Annotated in this window: 13 protein-coding genes; 11 read left to right on the top strand and 2 right to left on the bottom strand. The window is 51.2% G+C overall.

The features are described 5' to 3' along the window. Positions 1 to 385: 385 nt before the first annotated feature. Positions 386 to 2,989 (top strand): tetratricopeptide repeat protein, encoded by a 2,604-nt coding sequence (locus tag VV089_RS17605; RefSeq protein ID WP_334336811.1) that lies wholly within the window; start codon positions 386 to 388, stop codon positions 2,987 to 2,989. A 59-nt stretch (positions 2,990 to 3,048) separates the two neighbouring features. Here VV089_RS17605 and pfkB read toward each other — a convergent pair whose 3' ends face one another. Then, positions 3,049 to 3,981 carry a 1-phosphofructokinase gene (pfkB, locus tag VV089_RS17600; protein ID WP_334336810.1) on the bottom strand — a complete coding sequence of 311 codons (933 nt, stop codon included), beginning with the start codon at positions 3,979 to 3,981 and terminating at the stop codon, positions 3,049 to 3,051. 190 nt (positions 3,982 to 4,171) lie between these two features. Between pfkB and VV089_RS17595 the strand changes: the two genes are divergently transcribed. The 3 genes from VV089_RS17595 to VV089_RS17585 all read left to right on the top strand — a co-directional run bounded on the left by VV089_RS17595 (position 4,172) and on the right by VV089_RS17585 (position 8,330). Continuing rightward, a complete protein-coding gene (locus VV089_RS17595) occupies positions 4,172 to 5,530 on the top strand; it encodes an alpha-amylase family glycosyl hydrolase (protein ID WP_172541999.1) in 1,359 nt (452 codons plus the stop codon). 65 nt (positions 5,531 to 5,595) lie between these two features. Continuing rightward, on the top strand, positions 5,596 to 7,494 hold the full coding sequence (gene glgB / locus VV089_RS17590) for a 1,4-alpha-glucan branching protein GlgB (RefSeq protein ID WP_334337593.1): 1,899 nt from the start codon (positions 5,596 to 5,598) through the stop codon (positions 7,492 to 7,494). A 47-nt stretch (positions 7,495 to 7,541) separates the two neighbouring features. Beyond that, on the top strand, positions 7,542 to 8,330 hold the full coding sequence (locus VV089_RS17585) for an AraC family transcriptional regulator (RefSeq protein WP_334336809.1): 789 nt from the start codon (positions 7,542 to 7,544) through the stop codon (positions 8,328 to 8,330). 35 nt (positions 8,331 to 8,365) lie between these two features. On the opposite strand, the gene VV089_RS17580 is transcribed toward VV089_RS17585, so the two are convergent. Continuing rightward, positions 8,366 to 8,863 carry a heme-binding protein gene (locus VV089_RS17580; RefSeq protein ID WP_334336808.1) on the bottom strand — a complete coding sequence of 166 codons (498 nt, stop codon included), beginning with the start codon at positions 8,861 to 8,863 and terminating at the stop codon, positions 8,366 to 8,368. Positions 8,864 to 9,241: 378 nt separating this feature from the next. On the opposite strand from VV089_RS17580, the gene VV089_RS17575 reads away from it, so the two are divergent. From VV089_RS17575 to VV089_RS17545, 7 genes are all read left to right on the top strand, one after another. Continuing rightward, complete coding sequence (locus tag VV089_RS17575; protein ID WP_334336807.1) at positions 9,242 to 10,288, top strand: sugar ABC transporter substrate-binding protein; 1,047 nt, start codon at positions 9,242 to 9,244, stop codon at positions 10,286 to 10,288. Positions 10,289 to 10,376: 88 nt separating this feature from the next. After that, a complete protein-coding gene (locus tag VV089_RS17570) occupies positions 10,377 to 11,855 on the top strand; it encodes a sugar ABC transporter ATP-binding protein (protein WP_334336806.1) in 1,479 nt (492 codons plus the stop codon). 15 nt (positions 11,856 to 11,870) lie between these two features. Continuing rightward, positions 11,871 to 12,842 carry an ABC transporter permease gene (locus VV089_RS17565; RefSeq protein WP_334336805.1) on the top strand — a complete coding sequence of 324 codons (972 nt, stop codon included), beginning with the start codon at positions 11,871 to 11,873 and terminating at the stop codon, positions 12,840 to 12,842. Positions 12,843 to 12,857: 15 nt separating this feature from the next. Then, positions 12,858 to 13,826: an ABC transporter permease gene (locus tag VV089_RS17560; protein WP_172541992.1), complete on the top strand. Its 969-nt coding sequence runs from the start codon at positions 12,858 to 12,860 to the stop codon at positions 13,824 to 13,826. A gap of 19 nt (positions 13,827 to 13,845) precedes the next feature. After that, a complete protein-coding gene (gene aroE / locus VV089_RS17555) occupies positions 13,846 to 14,709 on the top strand; it encodes a shikimate dehydrogenase (protein WP_334336804.1) in 864 nt (287 codons plus the stop codon). Positions 14,710 to 14,904: 195 nt separating this feature from the next. Then, positions 14,905 to 17,259: a glycyl radical protein gene (locus VV089_RS17550; protein ID WP_334336803.1), complete on the top strand. Its 2,355-nt coding sequence runs from the start codon at positions 14,905 to 14,907 to the stop codon at positions 17,257 to 17,259. Beyond that, positions 17,256 to 18,149 (top strand): glycyl-radical enzyme activating protein, encoded by an 894-nt coding sequence (locus tag VV089_RS17545; protein WP_334336802.1) that lies wholly within the window; start codon positions 17,256 to 17,258, stop codon positions 18,147 to 18,149. Before VV089_RS17550 ends, VV089_RS17545 begins: the two co-directional genes overlap by 4 nt. Positions 18,150 to 18,152: the final 3 nt, after the last annotated feature.

Here is an 18,152-nt window from a genome sequence, read left to right as displayed (position 1 = left end):
CAACTCAAAAATTTAGTTTATAAAGCATTTATTGCTTTGCAAGAATAAAAAGATATTATAGTAGAAATTAATGGCACAGTTTACGTTTATGAAAAAGTAAAATGTAAAATATATCTATTACTGCATTTTTAACATCACCGAAAGGAACCGATATTCTGCCAGAAACTGCTGTCCGGATATCGGTTCTTTTTTGCGGAATCCGGGGAGAATCTTAAGAGAAAAAATTTTGACAAGGCATGTGCCCTGTGATACACTAAGACTATCTACGGCATATTTTGACAAATGCTCTAAGAACAGGGCGAGATATGGTATTTATAGAGCCGGAAGCCCGTACAGACGCCTTTTGCATATCTGCTGTTTACGGGAATTGATTGAGGTGGAACGGTTGGACAAGTATGAATTTCAGATAAAAACCGAACAGATGGAAAAGCTGCTTGAGCAGAAAAAATATAAAGCCGCAGCCAAGATTGCAGATTCCATAGACTGGAGCAAGATCCGCAATACAAGCCTGCTGATGAGCGTCAGTGAGATTTACGAGAACCTGGAGCGCTATGAGGATTGCAATGAGATTCTGAACATGGCGTATGACTGCGCCCCTATCGGGCGTATGATTGTATACCGCATGGTGGAAGTGGCCGTAAAGCTTGGAAACTTTGACGAGGCCATTGAATTATACAAAGAATTTACAAAGATAGCGCCCCATGATTTGAGCCGCTATGTATTGAAATATCAGATTTACAAGGGAAGAGGCTCCTCTGTTGAGGATCAGATTGCCGTTCTGGAAGAATATAAGAGCCGGGAATACCAGGAACAATGGGCTTACGAGCTGGCGGCCCTCTACTATAAGGAAGGCATGATAGCCAAGTGCGTGGAGGAATGCGACGATCTGATTCTGTGGTTCAGCGAGGGCGAGTACGTGATGAAGGCCATGGAGCTGAAGATGCGGATTCAGCCGCTGACAGCCTCCCAGGAAGAAAAGTACCGTCAGATGATGTCCGAAAACCAGGCGGAGGAGATAGAAGTTAAACAGATCAATATGGACGAGTTTAACACCAGCAATCTCCAGGCAGCCCTGGCAGAGGGACTTCAGGACTTTATGAGGGAGGAGCTTGCAAGGGAGACCAATCCCGAGCCCGTGCCTGCGCCCTGGGCGGATGCACCCCAGGAAGAGGAGGAAGATCCGGAACAGGAAGCGGCCAGACTGCAGCAGGAAAAAGAGCGGCGTGAGGCCGAGGCTCATAAAAAGCGACAGGCCAGAGCAAGGCGCGAGGCTGCCCGTAAGAAGCTGGAGGAGGAACAGGAGGCCGCCCGGAGGAAGTTAGAAGAGGAACAAAGAGAAGCCTTAAGAAGGTTAGAAGAAGAGCAGGAAGCCGCCCGGCAGCAGTCAGAGGAAGCAGAAGAAGAAGAAGAAGAAATTGCGGTAGCCGAACCGGAGCAGGAGGAAGCGGTTCTTGCTTCAAAATATGAGAGTGTTCAGGAGCCGGATTTAAAGGCCGGTCAGGACAAGCCGGCAGAAAGACCGGTACAGAGACTGGAAAGAGACACCTTCCGTCTTCCCAGGTTTTTAGGTCAGAACGAGAGCGGCCAGCTCACTTTTGATATGGAAGAAAATGTGCTGGATCGGCAGATTACAGGCCAGATGACCATAGAAGACATTCTGAACGGCTGGGAGGAAAAGAAAAAGGAGACAGAGGCAGCCATCGCCGAGGCGGCCAGACGGGACGAGGCCAAGCGTAAAGAGCGCGAATATCTGCGGGCCACCGGCCAGCTCCCGGAGCTGAATACAGAAGTCATTCCGACCCTTCCGGAGGAGATTCAGAGGCTGATTGATGAGATTGAAGGCCAGCTTCCGGTCCGGGTGCATGTGGAGCCCATACAGAAAGGGAAGGAAGAAAGCAGGCAGAAGGAGAAAGAACCAAAGAAGAAAGAATCGACGAAGGAAGCGGTCCGGGAACCGGAAAGGGATCCCAAGAAACGTCTGGATGAAACCTGCGATATTGCAACTATATTGGAATATGAGCTTCCCGACGGATTTGATGATATCATTGACATTCTGGAGGCGGAAAGCCTTGATAAGCCTTTTGTAAAAGAAGAGAACCTGGCGTTCACCAAGGAGGAAGAGCCGGCAGTATCCGAAGAAGAGGAAGAGGAGCCGGAGGAAGAGCCCGTATCCCCGTCTCCCATGATGGAAAAGCTGGAGAAGGCCTTGGAGGAGGAGATTGCAACCATTCCGCCGGGACAGCTCTCCGAGGAACAGAAGAAGCTTTTTGCATACTTTACTTCTGTCCGCGGCATGAATCAGCAGCTTGCGGAGCTGTTAGAAGAGGATCGGATGCGCGGGGAGCGCAGAGAGGATTCTCTGGTGGGCAACCTGGTTATCACAGGAGAGGGCGGAACAGGAAAGACAACCCTGGCCTCCGATATTGTAAAAGCCATTGAGAAGCAGCGGAAAAATACCGGGGCTAAGCTGGTAAAGGTGGAGGCGGAAAGCCTGAACGGCAAGAATATCTCCACTGTATTCGGAAAGCTGGGAGGAGGAGCGCTTCTCATTGAAAAGGCCGGACGTCTGAAAACCCAGACGGCAGTCCAGCTATCCCATGCCATGACCCGGAAGACAGGAGGGCTTTTGGTCATTCTGGAGGATGAGAAGGAAGAGATCCGGGATCTGTTTATCCGCTGTGAAAGCCTGGCGGCTAAGTTCACTCGTACCATAGAGCTTCCCACCTTTACGAACAAGGAGCTGGTTGCCTTCGGCGAATCCTATGCAAGAGAGCAGGAATGCGTCTTTGACGAGATGGCAGTGCTGGCCCTTTACAACCGCATAGGCAATCGTCAGACAAGCGATCACCTGGTAAATGTGGCCGAAGTGAAAGAGATGATTGACGAGGCGATAGAGCGCGGAGACAAGCGGGGACTCTTTGGAAAGCGGCGTAAAGGCCGTACAGATGAGTTTGGCAATCTGGTTTTACTGGAAAAGGATTTTGAATAGCAGTATAGAAAGAAGAGGCTGTGGAGAAATGCATATTTCTCCGCAGCCTCGGTTTGTTCTTACAAGACAGTTTCCACTTCTACCAGAGGAAGCAGCTCTTCCACATCGGATTTTCCGGCAAGGATGGTTCCCTCCTGGCGGATGGAGCCGCCGGCGGCGGCCATGGCGTAGCGGAGCATATCCGGGGTGCTCAGATTCTTACGGATGGCGCAGCACATACCGGCCACCATGGAATCGCCTGCCCCGGTGAGCCCAAGGGGCTTGAGCGGAAGGGGCTTTGCCCGGTAAGCATGCTCACGATCTATGAGCATGGCGCCGTCGGAGCCCATAGAAAGACAGAGATAAGGAATGCCGCTGTCCACCACCCGGCGGGCAATCTCAAGGGTATCCATACCGCTTTCGATCTCCTTTTGGAAGGCCTGCTCAAATTCCAGGGTATTGGGCTTGATGAGAAAGGGCTTTTCCTTAAGCCCCAGAAGCAGAGGCTCTCCTGCGGCATCCAGCACGGTTTTTACCTGTTTTTCTTTTGCCATGCGGATAAGCCTTTGATAGATATCCGTGGGAACTCCGGGAGGGATGCTGCCGCTCATAACCAGGATATCCGCGCGCTCAAGGGATGCTTCCATATCTTTAAGAAGCTCCTCCACGCAGGAGGAGGAGACAAGGGGGCCGGCCTCGTTGACCTCGGTCATCACCTGGCAGGACTGATCAAAAAGCTTGATATTCGTCCGGATTGCCCCATTCTCCATAATAAAATTCCGGGCAACCCCATGGCGGTCAAGAAGCTCCTCAAGAAGCCGTCCGTTGTTCTTAAAATTGAATCCTTTGCAGAGAGTCTCCTCGCCCAGATTATTCAGAACAATGCTGACATTCAGCCCTTTTCCGGCCGGATCCTCTCGGGTACTTTTCACGCGGTTGTAGGAGCCGACCTCCAGCTGGTCCAGATAAATAGTTTTATCAATACAAGGATTGAGAGTAAGCGTCAAAATCATAAGAAACCTCCAGTTTTATAAGTCTGATTTGATTATAAAAGGTGCACAAAAAAAAGTCAAACGAAAACAGGAACTTGACACAATATAACGAAAAGTATAAAATGTTTCTATAGTATGCTTAGAGCGAGATCCTCAATTTTGGTGATAGTTTCTGAGGAGAACGGCTCTTAGAAAAAAGGAGGACGATACCATGTCAAAATGGTACGAGGAGGCGGTTTTTTACCATATCTACCCCTTAGGTCTTACGGGGGCGCCTAAATACAACACAGAAGAAGAGACGGTTCACCGTTTGCAAAACTTAGAACCCTGGATTGCCCATATGAAGGAATATGGGGTCACTGCAGTCTATATCGGTCCCTTGTTTGAATCTACAAGCCATGGCTATGATACCAGGGACTACAAGCTGGTAGACCGCCGTCTCGGAGATAACGAAGACTTCAAGAACTTTGTAACGCTCTGCCACGAGAGCGGAATCCGTGTGGTGGTGGACGGTGTATTTAACCACACGGGACGGGAATTTTTCGCATTTCAGGATCTGAAAGAAAAAAGAGAGCAGTCCCAGTACCGCTGGTGGTATCAGGATGTAAGCTTTGAGGGGAATACCCATTATAATGACGGTTTTTACTATAAAGCCTGGAGAAACTGCTTTGAGCTGGCCAATCTGAATCTGTACGACGAGGGCGTGCGAGGGTATCTCTTTGATGTGGTGCGGTTCTGGATTGATGAATTTGACATTGACGGCATCCGCCTGGACTGTGCGGACTGCCTGGAATTCAACTTTATGAAGGAGCTGCGCAGGGTGACGGAGGAGAAAAAAGAGGACTTCTGGCTCATGGGCGAGGTGATCCACGGAGATTATGCCCGGTGGACCGGGGAGGATATGCTTCACTCTGTAACGAACTATGAGCTTCACAAGGGTCTCTACTCCGGCCACAACGATCACAATTACTTTGAGATTGCCCACACCATCCGCCGCCAGTTTGACGCCAACGGCGGCATTTACCGGGGATGCAGGCTGTATTCCTTCGTGGAAAACCATGATGTGGATCGGCTGGTAAATAAGCTGAAGGAGAAGGCCCATCTGGCGCCGGTATATACCCTTCTTTACACCCTTCCCGGCATTCCCTCCATCTATTACGGAGGCGAGTGGGGCGTGGAAGGCAGGAAGGAAGGCGCCAACGACGATTTTCTGCGGCCCTGCCTGGATCTTGAGAAGATGGAGGCGCAGCCGCCTCATCCCCAGTTAAAGGAGCTTTTAATAAAGCTCTCGAAACTTCGAAAGGAAGCGCCGGCCCTGGTAGACGGGGTGTATCGGGAGCTTTGTCTGACCAACCGCCAGTATGCTTTTGCCCGGATCCTGGGCGGGGAAGCCGTTGTTACTGCAGTGAATAACGATGAGGCTCCGGCGCGGATGGAGATACCCTGTCCGGTGGCGGGAAGCAGCGCTCTTGAGGTTCTGACGGGCAAGACCTTTCCCGTAGAGAACGGAAAAATTCAGTTGGAAATATCCGCAGGCGGAAGCGCGGTATTTAAAATTATACAGGAGTGAGCATTATGGGAGAGACAAAGAAACAGAAAAAGAAAGCACAGCCGAGAAGAAAGCAGAAGCCGGAGATGCCTTCCTGCTTTGTGACAGATATGGATCAATATCTGTTCGGACAGGGAAATCACTATGACATTTTCCGGAAGCTGGGAGCCCACACCGTGAAGCATGAGGGAAAGAAGGGCGTCCACTTTGCCGTATGGGCCCCCCATGCCCACAGGGTTCATGTGATTGGGGAGTTTAACGGATGGGATCAGGAAAGCCATGAGATGAAGCGTCTGGAGCCTCTGGGAATCTATGAATTGTTTGTTCCCGGCGTGGAGACAGGAACCCTCTACAAGTTCCTTATTGAGACGGAGGATCACCGTCTGCTCTACAAGGCCGACCCCTACGCCCTGGAGGCAGAGCAGCGTCCAGGAACTGCATCAAGGATTGCCGATATCAGCGGCTTTCGCTGGAGCGACAGCGCCTGGATGGAGAAGCGGAAGGTGCGGAATACAAAGGAGGAGCCCATGTCCATCTATGAGGTGCATCCGGGTTCCTGGAAGAAGCATCCCCACGGCCCCGACGAGGACGGCTTTTACAGCTATCGGGATCTGGCCCACAGTCTCACAGACTATGTGAAGGAGATGGGCTACACCCATGTGGAGCTGATGGGCATTGCGGAGCATCCCTTTGACGGCTCCTGGGGCTATCAGGTGACAGGCTACTACGCACCCACCTCCCGGTACGGAAGTCCCGAGGACTTTATGTACCTGATCAATTACCTTCATAAGAATAAAATCGGCGTTATCCTGGACTGGGTTCCCGCTCATTTTCCAAGAGATGCCCACGGCCTTGCGGATTTTGACGGCCAGGCCCTCTATGAATATCCGGATCCAAGAAAGGGCGAGCATCCGGACTGGGGCACCAAGATCTTTAACTACGAGATGAACGAAGTAAAGAACTTCCTGATTGCCAATGCTCTTTTCTGGGTAGAGCAGTACCATGTGGACGGCCTTCGCGTGGACGCGGTGGCTTCCATGCTGTACCTGGATTACGGCAAGCAGGACGGCCAGTGGGCAGCCAACAAGTACGGCGGCAACAAGAACCTGGAGGCCATTGAATTCTTTAAGCATCTCAATTCCTGCCTGCTGGGAAGGAATCCCGGTGTGATGATGATTGCGGAGGAGTCCACCGCATGGCCCAAGGTAACGGATATTGCGGAAAATGACGGGCTGGGCTTTTCCTTCAAGTGGAATATGGGCTGGATGAATGACTTCCTGGAGTATATGAAGCTGGATCCCTATTTCCGCAATGGTGCGCACAATCTGATGACCTTTGCCATGACCTATGCTTACAGTGAGAACTATATTCTGGTGCTGTCCCACGATGAGGTGGTGCATCTGAAGTGCTCCATGATCAATAAGATGCCGGGCCTCTATGACGATAAGTTTGCCAATCTGAAGGTGGGATACTCCTTTATGATAGGCCATCCGGGTAAGAAGCTGCTCTTTATGGGACAGGATTTCGCCCAGTTCCAGGAGTGGAGCGAAGCCAGGGAGCTTGACTGGTATCTGCTGGGAGAGGAGAAGCATCAGCAGCTGCAGAGCTATGTGAAGGCGCTGCTTCATTTGTACAGGAAGACACCGGCTCTTTATGAGCAGGATACAGTTCCGGCCGGCTTTAAATGGGTCAATGCCAATGACAATTTCCGCAGCATTTTCTCCTTTATGCGCTTCAGCAAAAAGGGTACGAAGAATCTGCTCTTTGTCTGCAATTTTACGCCTATGGAGCGTGAAGACTACCGGGTGGGCGTGCCGAGAAGAAAGCAGTATAAGCTGGTGCTTAACAGCGACGCGGCAGAATTCGGCGGAAGCGGACAGGAGCGGCCCCTTGTGTATAAGGCAGAGAAGAGTGAGTGCGACGGTCTGCCCTATTCCTTTGCGTATTCACTGCCGCCTTATGGAGTGGCTGTGTTTGAGTTTTAGTACAGGTTGTAGTTATTTGAGTACATCATCGGACAGGATGTGACAGGATGGAACTGGAAAAAGCTTATGAAGTAATCCGGAACAGTAACCCCAGGCTGCGGTTTTGTGAATGGTTTGACGAGAACAGCAGTATGTGGAATTTTGAGCTTCACTCCCATCCCTACCATGAACTGATCTATTACGTGGAAGGAAAGGGAAATGCGGATGTATCGGGAACGAAGCTGAACTTTTCTCTGTATGATACCACGGTCTATCCGGCCTGCCAGGAGCATCTGGACAAGCGGCTTCCGGAGCGTCCAAGGGAGATCATCTGTCTCTGGATCGATATGCCGGAGCTTGTGATTGAAGAGCCGATACGGCTTCACGAGAGAGACGGCATTCTGGGCAATGCGTTCCGTCTTGTGTACCAGGAGGGAAAGCGTGATAAACGGGATGAACTCCTTCTGGAGCATGCCATGAAGGTGCTGATGCTTATGGTTTTAAGAGAGGCAAAGGAAGCGGTGGAAGGCAGCAGGATGCTGGACTGTGTGATAGAATACATCAAGAACCACTATGCGGAAAGGATTTCCCTGGATGAGCTGGCAGAGCTTGAGCACATCAGCAAATCTTATCTTTCGCGTAAGTTTAAGGAACGGACCGGGCTGTCGGTGATATCCTACATCAACCGGTTCCGGATCGAGCGATCCAGACAGTTTCTGATGATGTCCTGTCTCAGTATAGATGAGATTGCTTACCAGGTAGGTTTTGATTCACCAAAGTATTTTCACCGTGTATTTAAGGAGATTACCGGAGAATCTCCGGCCGGCTTCCGCCGGCAGTTTAAGACCTCCGGATAATAGAATCATATGGTAAGCTTGAAGATAAGGCGGGTTTAAGAAACCCGCCTTATCTTTTTATCCAGCTGCAGAGCCATGGCATCGGCGATTACCTGGTGATCCTCAAAATGCTTCATCCCGGACACCAGCACATAAGCCCACGGCGTGCTTCCGTCAGTGGGAAATACAGGGATACATCCGCCGCAGACAGCATAGTTATCCGGACGCTCCTGCCATTGGGGCGCAGGATTGCCCATTTCCGTCTCCACACAGGAAAAAAGGGAGCTTTTTCCTGTTATGCGTGATACGGCCAGCTTGCGGTTCATCCACCAGTCGTTTTCTGAGGAGGTGCCTGCCATCTTATGGGCGAAGATTATAGTACCGTCCTCTACAATCTGGACAGCCAGAGGCTTCTGATAGGTGCTTTCTGCCAGCTTGAGGATGTTAAGGCCCAGTTCCAGGGCCATGCTCCTGGTAAAGGTATCGTAGCGCAGAAGCTCCTCCTGCTCCTTCAAAATCTCCAGCCAGCTTTCCTGATAATAAAAATTACTCATAGTATGTTCCTCCATCCTTGATTCTGCAATCGTCTCCGGTATGCTTTGGAAAACTTCGTAAAATTGCTGTTTGTCTTATTGTAAAAGGAGAAAAGGGAATTGTCAAATAAGAATGCAGCATTCTTCTTAAATGCAGAAAATAGATGGTTAAAACAAGATAAATAGTTTCGAAACAAATATAGAAAGACACTATACGTAACTTTTGTTCATTATAGTGTACTTTTTGTGTTGGATCATGGGTTATTTGACCAAAAATATTTGTCTATAATTAATAAACGAAAAGGGAACAAAAAGATATTCTATGGATGATATCACAAAGATGATTGACAGGTGCAGCCTGTTAGTTATAAAAAATAACAAATCCAAGGAGGAACAACAATGAAAAAGCGTATTGCATTGCTGTTAGCGGCTGTCATGGTGCTGGGCCTGGCCGCATGCGGCGGTAAGACAGAGGAACCTGCGGCTTCGGAGCCTGTACAGACAGAGGAAGCGCCGGAAGCGGAAGCGTCCGGGGAGGAAACACCTGCGGCTGAGCCGGCCGGCGACGGCAGCCTGGCAAAGGTTGCATTTATCACCCAGTCTCTTGCAAATCCATCTCAGGCATATGCATGGAAGCTGATTCAGCAGTATGCGGCAGATTATGGATTTGAGGTAACTGTATTTGACGAGGATTACGATGCGCAGAATGGTGTGGCTGCTATCGGAACCTGCGTGTCCCAGGGCTATGTGGGAATTATGATTAACCCCACGGACCCAAGCGCTATGATTCCTGCCATCCAGGAAGCCCGTGAGGCCGGCGTATTTGTAGGAATCTTCTCTTCCGAGCTGCCGGAAGGCTTTGCAAGCACCGAGTACCGTGATTTCGCTTGTGCGACCAACGACTATATGTGCGGTGAGGAAGCAGCGAAGGCTCTGATGGAAGCATTTCCGGACGGCTGTAAGGTAGTAGAGGTAGGCGGACAGTCCGGCCACAGCGCACAGATTCTTCGTCACGACGGCTTCTTTGACACCATTGACACTGCCAAGGTAGAGGTTCTTGATACCAAGGACTGCGAAGCTTGGGCAACCGAGGACGCAATGGCAATTATGGAAGACTTTATTGTAAAGCACGGCGAGGACATCCAGGCTGTATTCTGCCACTGGGACAACGGTGCAACCGGCGTTATCGAGGCTTTGAAGGCTGCTGAGATGAACGATGTGTACGTAATCGGCGTGGACGGCTGCGGAGCCGGATATGATCAGGTAAAGGACGGCACACAGGCGCTTTGCATCGGACAGAGCTACCAGAACATGACCACCTTTTCCTTTGAGTGTATCCAGAAGCTTATGAATGGCGAGACACTGCCGGATGAAGGCGTTGTATATGCACCGGTAGATATCGTAACCAAGGATAACGTAGAAACTCTGCCTTATCCGGAGTGGTAAAAAGCCAGAAAGCATACATTGGCAGAGCTAAATGGGCTGTCGCTTTGCGGCGGCCTTTTTCAATGAAAGATTAAGGGAGGCAGTAAAGTTGGAGAATAAGACCGATTACATCCTAGAGGTGAAAGACATCTGCAAATACTTTCCGGGAGTAAAGGCCCTGGATCATGTGTCCTTGTCCATCCCCAAAGGCGTTGTGTACGGAATTGTCGGCGAAAACGGGGCGGGCAAATCCACTTTAATGAAAATATTATCCGGTGTATACGAAAAGGACGAAGGCACTGTCATATTCAACGGAGAAACCATTGAAAAGACAACTCCCATCCAGGCGCTGCGCCGGGGCCTTAGTATTATCTATCAGGAGTTTAACCTGGTAAACACCATGACGGTAGGAGAAAATATTTTCCTGGGCCGTTTTATGGAGAACAAGGGCATGGGCGGAACCCATAGGAAGGCCAGAGAGCTTCTTGACAGCATTGGAAGCACCATCAGCACAACCTCCCTGGTAGGGGATCTGAGTGCATCGGAGATGCAGATGGTGGAGATTGCCAAAGCCCTTTCTTTTGATTCCAAGCTGATCATCATGGATGAGCCCAGCAGCTCCTTGACCTCGGAGGAACTGAAAAAGCTGGGAGTGATCATCAATCAGCTCCGGGACAGCGGCGTGTCTGTAATCTACATCAGCCATAAACTGGATGAGATTTTTGAGTACTGCAATATCGTAACCATCATGCGGGACGGCTGCGTCATTGACACGAAGCCGGTGGAAGAACTGACCCGAAGCGATATGATTGCCAAGATGGTAGGCCGGACCATTGAGAATGAGTATCCGCCCAGGGCGCACTTTGTGGGAGAGCCCCTTCTGGAGGTGAAGAATCTCAATACACGCAAGCTCCATGACATTAATTTTACCTTGCACAAGGGTGAGATCCTGGGCCTGGTGGGTCTGGTGGGAGCCGGACGTACGGAGATTATCCGGGCCCTCTATGGCGCCGACAAGGTTAAAGGGCATGAGATCTATCTGGAAGGAAACAAGGTAAAGATTGTGACGCCCCACGACGCCAAGAAAGCGGGAATGGCCCTGGTGCCCGAGGACCGGAAGAGGGAGGGCCTGATTCTGCCCTTCTCGGTGGAGAGCAATATTACTATGGCATCCCTGGAGGATCTGGCTCATTTCGGCGTTGTGGATTCCGCAAAGGAAACGGATATCGGAAAGCGCCAGATAGAGGCCCTGGCGATCAAGACGCCCACGGCAGAGACGAAGGTGGTTACGCTGTCCGGCGGAAACCAGCAGAAATGTATCGTCGGCCGGTGGATGGAGCGCAATCCCAAGATTCTGATTCTGGATGAGCCTACCAGAGGAATCGACGTGGGAGCCAAATATGAGATCTATGTGCTGATGAATAAAATCGTGGAGGACGGCGGAGCCATTATTATGATTTCCTCCGAGCTTCCTGAGGTTTTGAACATGAGCAACCGTGTTCTGGTTATCTGCGACGGCCGTATCACCGGAGAATTCAATCCAGAGGAAGCAGATGCGACGGAAATCATGGATAAGGCCATCGGATAGGACGGAGGGAGAGAAATGACAAAGAATATTAGTGCAATTGCGACAAAGGATTTTCTTAAGAAAAATCTGGTGCTCTGCGGCATCTTAATATTGGCCATTGTGACGGCTGCCGTGGAACCGAAGTTTCTCGGAGCTGCGAACATGAATAATGTGCTCAAGCAGCTGGGGGCTCTTCCCTTTGCGGCCCTGGGCATGACCTTTGTTATCATCGCAGGCTTTATTGATCTGTCCATCGTAGGTATGATCAGCCTGGTAGGCGTTGTGACCATCAGCCTGATTGATCCGCTGGGACAGTGGGGCGCTCTGATTGCCGGCGTTCTGCTGGGCGCCCTTCTCGGTTACATAACAGGGGCGATTCTGACGGCCTGCGGAGCTATGACCCAGGCGGAGGTGCTGTTTATCACCTATGGAATGAGTTCGGTATGGCTTGCGATCGGCTTGATTTTCACCCAGGGAGTTACCATCAAGATTTCCAAGTGCCAGAGCCCTTACGGCGTATTTACGGCTCTGGGCTCCAAGAACATTGGAATTCTGCCGGCAGCCTTGATTGTGTTCCTGGTTTTCCTGGTATTTATGAATTTCTTCCATAAAAAGACCATCTGGGGGCGCTCCATCAGCCTTTTGGGCGGCAATAAGGATGCGGCATACCTGGTGGGCTTCAATGTAAAGAGAGTGATGCGTATGGTATATGCCATCGAGGGCGCCATGGCAGGACTGGCAGCTATTATGCTTATGTCCCGTGTAACCAGCGCCAATGCCACCATGGGTACGGGCTATGAGACCAACGCTATTCTCTGCGTGGTGGTAGGCGGAACCACGCTGAAGGGCGGCAAGGGAAGCGTCATCCGAACCATGCTTGGCGTATTCCTGATTACGGTACTGGGCAACTGTATGAATATGCTGGATCTGTCCACTTATATGCAGACCGTCATGCGTGGAGCCGTTCTGGTTGTGGCTATCTGGCTGGACAACCGGAATCAGCAATAAAAGGAGGGCAGGAAAATGAACGCGAAAACAAATGCAAATAAAGTCTGGAAGATTGTTTCAAAGCAAAAGGCCGTAATTGCGATTCTTGGGCTCATGCTTATGATGCTTTTCTTTGATACGACATTTTATACCATGTACAACTGGCTGGATATGCTCCGCTCCACGGCCATTCTTGAGATTGTAGCTTTCGGCGTGACGGTGGCCGTTATCTGCGGCGGCTGCGATCTGTCCGTAGGCGGCACCCTGTGTCTGGGGGGCATCATTGCCGTTATGATGGTGAATTCAGGACAGCCTATCTGGCTTGCCTTCCTCCTGGCTCTTTTAAGCGGCCTGGCAGTGGGGATTGTCAACGGCTTCCTCGTTGTGCATCAGAAGACGGAGCCCTTTATCATTACCCTGGGTATGGGAATGCTGTTAAAGGGAATCTGCCAGCAGATTACCAACGCGCATCCGCTGACCTGTACCAGCAAGGAGTTTATGCAGATCTCCAATATGAAGTTTTTCGGAACCATTCCGTCGCTGGTCGTATATATGGTGATCTTGTTTGTTATTTTCTACTGTATTATGCGCTTTACCAGCTTTGGGCGGAACTGCTACGCCATCGGCGGCAATTATGAGGTTGCAAAATACTCCGGTATCTCGGTTGTTCCCATCAAGTGGGCGGCCTTTATTATCAGCGGCGTAGTATCCACACTGGCCGGAGTGCTTCTTTCCTCCCGTATGAACACCGGATCCTCTGTATATGGAGATACCACCGGTATGATGGTAAACTGCGGCGTTGTAATCGGAGGAACCTCCTTCGCGGGCGGCGTGGGCGGCATGATAGAAAGCTTTATCGGCCTGTTTGTAATCCAGCTTGTGAGCAACTGTATGAACCAGCTTGGAATTGACGGATATTATCAGAAGCTTTTTGAGGGAATTTTGATTGTAGTGATTATCGGCGGCGACTGCTTCGGAAGAAAGCTGAAGAGAGAGCGTGTATAGAGAAAGGAGTGCAGGAAGTATGAAAGAACAGAATTATCTGGATCATTTGGTAGGCGTGTTCGGACAGCCGGTTGCGGAGAATCCGGGAGTGGTGATTCAGGACGCGGCATTTGAGGCTATGGGACTGGAGCGCTGGCATTTTCTGACCCTGGATGTGGATAAGGATAAGCTGGGAGATGCCATTGCAGGACTGAAGGCTTTTAAAATGAGGGGGATCAATTGTACCATTCCACACAAGATTGCAGTGATGGATTATCTGGACGAGATTTCCGAGAGTGCAAAGCTTATCGGAGCCGTGAATATGATTGTCAACGAAAACGGCCGTCTCTTTGGAGAAAATACCGACGGCAAGGGCTTTATGATGTCCCTGGAATCCAACGGGGTAGACGTGAAGGGAAAGAAGGCTGTCGTATTCGGAGCCGGCGGAGCAGCAAGGGCTGTCTGTGTGGAGATGGGGCTTGCAGGTGTGGCGGATATTACCATTGTGAACCGTGCCCAGGATCGCGCTCTGGGAGATTCTCTTATGGCGATCCTGAGGGAGAATACAAAGACAGAGTGCCGCTACATTGACTGGGACGGTCCCTTTTCCATTCCGGAAGGGACGGACATTGTGGTAAATGCCACCTCCGTAGGCCTCTATCCGGATGTGGAGGCTGTACCGAATATCGACCTGGATTCCATTAAGCCGGAGATGTTTGTACAGGATGTCATTCCCAATCCAACGGAAACGGCTTTCATCAAAGAGCTGCGCCGCAGAGGAATTCCCTGTGCGACGGGAGCGGGCATGCTGATCAACCAGGCTGCCTTGAATATTGAGATGTGGACCGGAAAGAAACCAGACAAAGATGTCATGTATAAGGCTTTGGAAGAAGCCCTGTCATAGATTGGCGTTGTCTTTGGGAAGGGGGCCGTCGCGGCTGCGGCGGCCCCCTTCCAATAGCAAGAATACAGCGGCGGAAAAAGGAGAGAATCGTATACTTTTTGGGTGAGACTGTGAGTAGGTAGCAGATACCAGGTGTGCTATATTGAAGGTAGAAACAAGAGGAATCGGAAACGTAACCAAAAGGGAGGTCGGCAAATGGAAACAAAGACAATTCTAGAGCTAACATGCTCAGAGCGCATCAGGAAACTAAAGGAAGAAATGCTCAAGGAGCCAAGATTTGCAAGCATTGAGCAGGCCCGCATTGTGACGGAAAGCTACAAAAAGACAGAGGGAATGCCTCGCTGCATTCAGAGGGCGGAAGCGCTTAAGGCAGCTCTTCTGCAGATTCGCATCCGGATTGAACCGGAGGAGAGAATTGTGGGAAACCGGACCTATGGAGTACGGGGCGGCGTGGTATTTCCCGAGACCGGGGCTTCCTGGGTAGATCGGGAGTTTGAGACGCTTCCCACAAGGCCCCAGGATAAGTTCCAGGTACGGGGGGAGGACATCGACGCTTTCCGGAAGGAGATTATGCCCTACTGGAAGGGACGTTCCCTGGAGGATCAAGTAAGAGTAGCCGTTGGATCCCAGGTAGACGCTATCGCCAAGGTGGTAAAAATTAACCAGAAGGATCATTCCCAGGGCCACATCTGTCCCAACACCAAGAAGTGGCTGGAGCTTGGGCCGGCAGGAATCCGTAAGGAAGCCCAAGAGTATCTGGAAAAGGCAGACGAGGCCCAGAAAAGCTTTTACCAGAGCGTGATCATCAGTATGGAAGGAGCCAGCGCCTTTATAGAGCGGTATGGAGTTCTGGCAGATAAGCTGTACCAGGAGACTGGAAGAGAAAATCTGGCAGAGACGGCCCGTGTCTGCCATAAGCTGGCTGCAGAGCCGCCAAAGACTTATCAGGAGGCAGTGCAGGCTGTCTGGTTCCTGTACGTCATTCTTCAGATGGAGGGAAATGCGTCTTCCTTCTCTCCGGGACGGATGGATCAATACCTGTATCCTTATTACGAGCACAGCCGCAGGGAGGGAATGACCCTGGAGGATGCCCTGGAGATTACCGAGTGTTTATGGCTCAAATTCAACCAGCTTGTATATCTGCGCAACTCCAACAGCGCCCGGTATTTTGCAGGCTTCCCGATTGGCTTCAATGTAGCCCTGGGGGGACAGAAGGAAGACGGAAGCGACGCTTCCAATGAACTGAGCTATCTTTTCCTTCAGGCCCAGTCTCATCTTTTGCTGCCGCAGCCGAATCTGTCCCTGCGGATTTACAAGGATTCTCCGGCAGAGCTTCTTGAGGCAGCCAGCAGGGTCATCGGACAGGGAAGCGGAATGCCGCAGGTATTCAATGACGAAGCGGTTGTTCCGGCGCTTATGGCCCACGGGGTGAGCCACAAGGATGCGATGAACTATGCCATTGTAGGCTGCGTGGAGCTGACCACCCACGGGAATGCCCTGGCCTGGAGCGACGCAGCTATGTTCAATCTTCTAAAGGCTCTGGAGCTGACGCTGAATCACGGCGTAGATATGCTCACGGGAGAAAAGACAGGGCTGGATCTGGGGGCTCTGACTACTTATGAAACCTTTGAAGAGCTGGAAACAGCCTACGCAAAGCAGATTGATTACTTCTCTGACCGGATGGCAGAGTGTGTAAGCCAGGTGGAGAAGATGCATGAGAAGCTTCTGCCTACGCCTTTCCTTTCTGCGGTGATTGACGACTGTCTGGCAAGGGGCCGGGATGTCACCCAGGGGGGCGCTCATTACAACTTTGCGGGCGTGCAGGCTATCCAGGCTGCCAATCTGGCAGATTCCCTGGCGGCGATTAAGGCTCTCGTATACGACGAGAAGAAGCTTTCCAGGGAAGAGCTGCTTCACGCTCTTCAGACAGACTATGAGGATGCGCCTCTTATCCGGGCTATGCTGCTCAACAAAGCGCCTAAGTACGGAAATGACGTAGATTGGGTGGATGCGCTTGGGGTAAAATGGGTAAATTACTTTGCCGACGGCTTAAAGAAGTATAAAAACGGCCGCGGAGGAATCTATCAGATGGGCCTTTATACGGTTTCCGCCCATGTGCCTATGGGACAGAACGTGGGAGCCTCCGCTGACGGACGCCGCGCCAAGGATCCGCTGGCAGACGGCGGTGTGTCCGCCATGTACGGACGGGATACCAATGGCCCCACAGCCCTTCTCCAGTCCGTGGCAAAGCTGCCCTTTGAAAAGGCCAGCAACGGAACCCTTCTGAACATGAAATTCCTGCCCCAGTTCTTTAAGACGGACACGGGAATTCAGAAGTTTGTGGAGCTTCTTCGGTCTGTATGCCGCTTGGGGATCAGTCATATTCAGTTTAACGTGCTCAACGAAAAAGATCTAAGAGCGGCCCAGAAGACGCCGGAGCAGTATCGCAGCCTTACCGTCCGCGTCGCCGGCTATACGGCATACTTCACGGAGCTTGCTCCCGATCTCCAGGAAGAAATTATTGCCCGTACCACTTACGAATCGGCATGAAAGGGATAATTTTTGATCTCAAGCGGTTTGCCGTCCATGACGGGGAGGGACTTCGCACTACCCTCTTTTTCAAGGGCTGCCCTCTTCACTGCCCCTGGTGCCAGAATCCGGAAGGGATGGACGGGACCCCGGCGCTCTGGTACAGCCCGGGGGACTGTTTAAAATGCGGCACCTGCGCGGCAGTGTGTAAGGAGAAGGCTTTGAAGCTTACCGATCGAATCCACATAGATGCTTCCCGGTGCAGCCTCTGCCAAAGCTGCCAGGAGGCCTGTCCGGGAGCTGCCCTTAGACAAATCGGGACAGAGCTGACGGCGGAGGAGGCGGCTAAGAAGCTGCTTCGGGATCGTGTGTTTTTTGGGGAGACAGGGGGCGTGACGCTTTCCGGGGGCGAGGTGCTCGTTCAGTGGAGATTTGCAGCGGAGGTCTTAAGGCTTTGTAAGCAGGAGGGCGTGAACACGGCTGTGGAAACCTGCCTTTTGGCCCCCAGAGAGGCTGTAGAGGCAATGCTTCCGGTGACCGATGAGTTCCTGATTGATATCAAATTCCTGGATACCAAGCTTCATAAAAAGCACCTGGGAGCAGGAAATGAGCAGATTCTTGAGAATTATGAATATCTTTCGGCAAAGGGGGCGCATATCCTTGTGCGGACGCCGCTGATTCCGGGCTATACGGCCACGGAGGAGAATATCCGCAGTATTGCCCGTTATATCCGGTCGGTGAATCCGGACGGTGCCTATGAGCTTTTGAACTTCAATCCCCTCTGCCGCAGCAAATACGCAGCTATGGAAAGAGATTATCCTGTGGAAGGAAAAGCCCTTTCCGGCGAGGAAATGGAAAGGTTTTACGAGATATTGGAGCAGGAAGGAATTGTACATATTGTAAAGGAGTAAACC

It is taken from the genome of Candidatus Merdisoma sp. JLR.KK011, assembly GCF_036941125.1.
Classification (GTDB): Bacteria; Bacillota; Clostridia; order Lachnospirales; family Lachnospiraceae; genus Laedolimicola.
Note: the sequence above shows the minus strand (reverse complement) of the source record. Positions and strands in the feature narration are given on the sequence as shown.